Below are 2,780 nucleotides of genomic sequence, written 5' to 3' on the forward strand. Positions count from 1 at the left end.
GCCCTGGAGGCCGCCATGATCATCATCTTCGGACTCGTCGTCCTTCTCGCCGCCGTGATCGTCGGACTCACCGGCGTGCTGAGCAACAGCGGCGACGGGCATACCCTCACCGACGGGTTCGCAGTGTTCGGGTATCACATCACCGGTTCCACCGGGACGCTGTTCCTTTACGGCATCGTCGTCGGCGCGGTAGGGCTCATCGGACTCGGCCTGCTACTGGCCGGTGCCCGGCGCACCTCCCGACGCGGCCGCGTCGCCCGCCACGACCTGACAGAATCCCGCCGCGAAACAGCGGACGCGTACCAGGACCGGGACCGCCGCGCCGAACAGCGCAACATGGTCGCCGCGAACCCGGACACCGTCGACAGGACCCCGCACGGGACAGATCACCGCGACCAGCGATACGGGCGCCGCGACTGGCGGCACCCATTCGCCCACCGAACAACTCAGGCCGCCGCCACCCACGATGTCGCACGCTGAGGACATTCCCGCATCGGTCCCCCACTGACATCGACCGCCGCACCCGCACCGGCCGATCACCCGAGAGAGAAGAAGTACCGCCATGAGCATCGTGAAGAAGCTTCGGCACAAGACCGAAACCGCCGAGGGCGCAACCAAGAAGACCGTCGGCAAGGCCCTCGGAAATGAACGCATGGAAGCCGAGGGGAGTGCAGAGCAGGCCAAGGGCAACGCCAAGCAAACCGGCGACAAGCTCAAGCACGCGGGAGAGAAGATCAGGCACCCCTTCAAACACTGACCCGCTCACACCGTCCGAAACCCCAATCCCCACTCTCTGTCCCGAAATCAGGTCGCCGTCATGATCATCCTCGGAATCATCCTCGCCATCATCGGCGCGGTGGCCGGCATCCCCGTCCTCTTGTACGTCGGGGTCGCGCTCATCGTCATCGGCGTGGTCCTCGAGATCATGGGCATGACCGGCCACGCGGTAGCGGGCCGACGCCACTACTACTGACCCGGCCCGAGGCCGCACCGGACGGGGCACCACCAGGTTCCGGACGGGGGGCTCGTCCGGAACCTGGAGGACGCCATGGCCATCTCCGACATCAAGGAATACGCACACCTCACCGACGCGGACGTCGAGGCGCTCAGCGACGAACTGACCAGCATCCGCCGGGACATCACCGAGTCGCTCGGGGACCGGGACGCCGCCTACATCCGCCGCACCATCGGCCTCCAGCGGGTACTCGATGCCGCGGCCCGGTTGGTGATCCACGGCAGCAGGACCACCACCGGGTGGGTTCTCGGGACACCGCCACCACGTGTTCAGCAACATTGTCGGGATGGACGACGACCTCGGCTACGGGGTCATCCGCATCACCCGTGACCAACCGTGGAAGCCGGAACATCTGCTGCAACCGCTGCGGAACCTGTTGTTGGCGGCGACGTTCGAATGGGGCATCGCCCTGCACGACCTGTATTCCGAGCAGACACGCACCGGCACCGCCGCCGAGAAATCCGCCCAGACCCGCGCGCTGCTCGGGAAGATTGCCCGCCAGACCGGCAAGGACTACCTGCTCTTTCCCGCCCTCAGCGGACGCCGGTGGCGACGGACGCTGACGGCGAACCTGACCGCGAACCTGCTGCGGAACGTMTGGGCGTACGTGGTGATCTTCTGCGGGCACTTCCCCGACGGCGCCGAGAAGTTCACCCTCGCCGACTCGAGAACGAAACGCGGGGCGGAATGGTATCTGCGGCAGATGCTCGGCGCGGCCAACTTCCGTGCCGTCCCGGTGATGGCGTTCCTCAGCGGCAACCTCTGCTACCAGATCGAGCATCACCTGTTCCCCGACCTTCCGAGCAACCGCTACGCGGAAATCTCCACCAAGATGCAAGCACTGTGCGAGAAATACGACCTGCCCTACACCACCGGCTCCCTGGCCGGCCAGTACCTGCAGACACTGCGCACCATCCACAAACTCGCACTGCTCGACCGGTTTCTGCGCGCGACCGTCGACGACGCCCCCGAGACGGCCTCCGAACTGAAATTCCGCACCGTGCGTGAGCCGATCGAATCAACCCCGGCTTCCCGCATCGGGCTCCGGACAGCCCTACGAGCCCTGCCCACTCACCGTCGCACCCGCCGACGGTCGCCACCACCAACATCGGACGATCGCCATGCCTGACACCACACCTTCCCCGGCACCCGCCGCCACCTCCTCGCCGGCGTCGCAAGACAACTCGTCCTCTACCGCAGGACGGGTGGCCCAGAACAGCTTCTTCGAACGATTCGCCCGCGCAGGGTTCGTCGTGAGCGGCATCGTGCACCTGATCATCGGCTACATCGCGATCCGGCTCGCCCTCGGCGGCACAGCCGGCACCGCCGATCAATCCGGTGCCATGACGGAACTGGCTGCCAAACCGGGCGGCATCGCCGCACTGTGGGTGGGCGTGGTCGCGTTCGCCATCATGGGCCTGTGGCGGCTCGCCGAAGCGGCACTCGGCAGTTCGTCCCGACCGGACGCCGACAGCAAGAAATCGGAAATCATCGATCGTCTCAAGGCCTTTGCCCTGGCGGTGGTCTACTTCGCTTTCGCCTTCTCGGCATTCGGATTTGCCCGCGGCAGCGGCAAGTCGAGCAGCGGCCAGAGTGCGGGGATCACGGCCCGGCTGATGCAAACCACCGCCGGCACGATCGTTCTCGTGGCCGCGGCGCTCGTCATCATCGCGGTCGGCGGATACCACGTCTACAAAGGAGTCAGCCGCAGCTTCCTCGACGACCTCGAAGGAACCACCAGCCCGCTCGTGCGACGACTGGGCAC

The 2,780-nt window shown here is 66.3% G+C and carries 4 protein-coding genes and 1 pseudogene; all 5 read left to right on the forward strand.

Translation table 11 applies throughout. The features are described 5' to 3' along the window. Positions 1-15: 15 nt before the first annotated feature. Positions 16-480, forward strand: a complete 465-nt coding sequence (locus AC1D1G_RS43960; RefSeq protein WP_477956794.1) for a hypothetical protein — start codon at positions 16-18, stop codon at positions 478-480. 82 nt (positions 481-562) lie between these two features. Next, positions 563-757 (forward strand): CsbD family protein, encoded by a 195-nt coding sequence (locus AC1D1G_RS43965; RefSeq protein WP_317567365.1) that lies wholly within the window; start codon positions 563-565, stop codon positions 755-757. Positions 758-817: 60 nt separating this feature from the next. Further along, positions 818-973, forward strand: a complete 156-nt coding sequence (locus AC1D1G_RS43970; RefSeq protein ID WP_317567366.1) for a DUF6131 family protein — start codon at positions 818-820, stop codon at positions 971-973. Positions 974-1,048: 75 nt separating this feature from the next. Then, positions 1,049-2,144: pseudogene (locus AC1D1G_RS43975) on the forward strand (fatty acid desaturase family protein). Continuing rightward, on the forward strand, positions 2,137-2,780 hold a 644-nt coding region (locus AC1D1G_RS43980; protein WP_477956793.1), incomplete at its 3' end, for a DUF1206 domain-containing protein. The pseudogene AC1D1G_RS43975 and the gene AC1D1G_RS43980, both read left to right, overlap by 8 nt.

This window comes from Rhodococcus sp. P3_B8 (assembly GCF_056402775.1).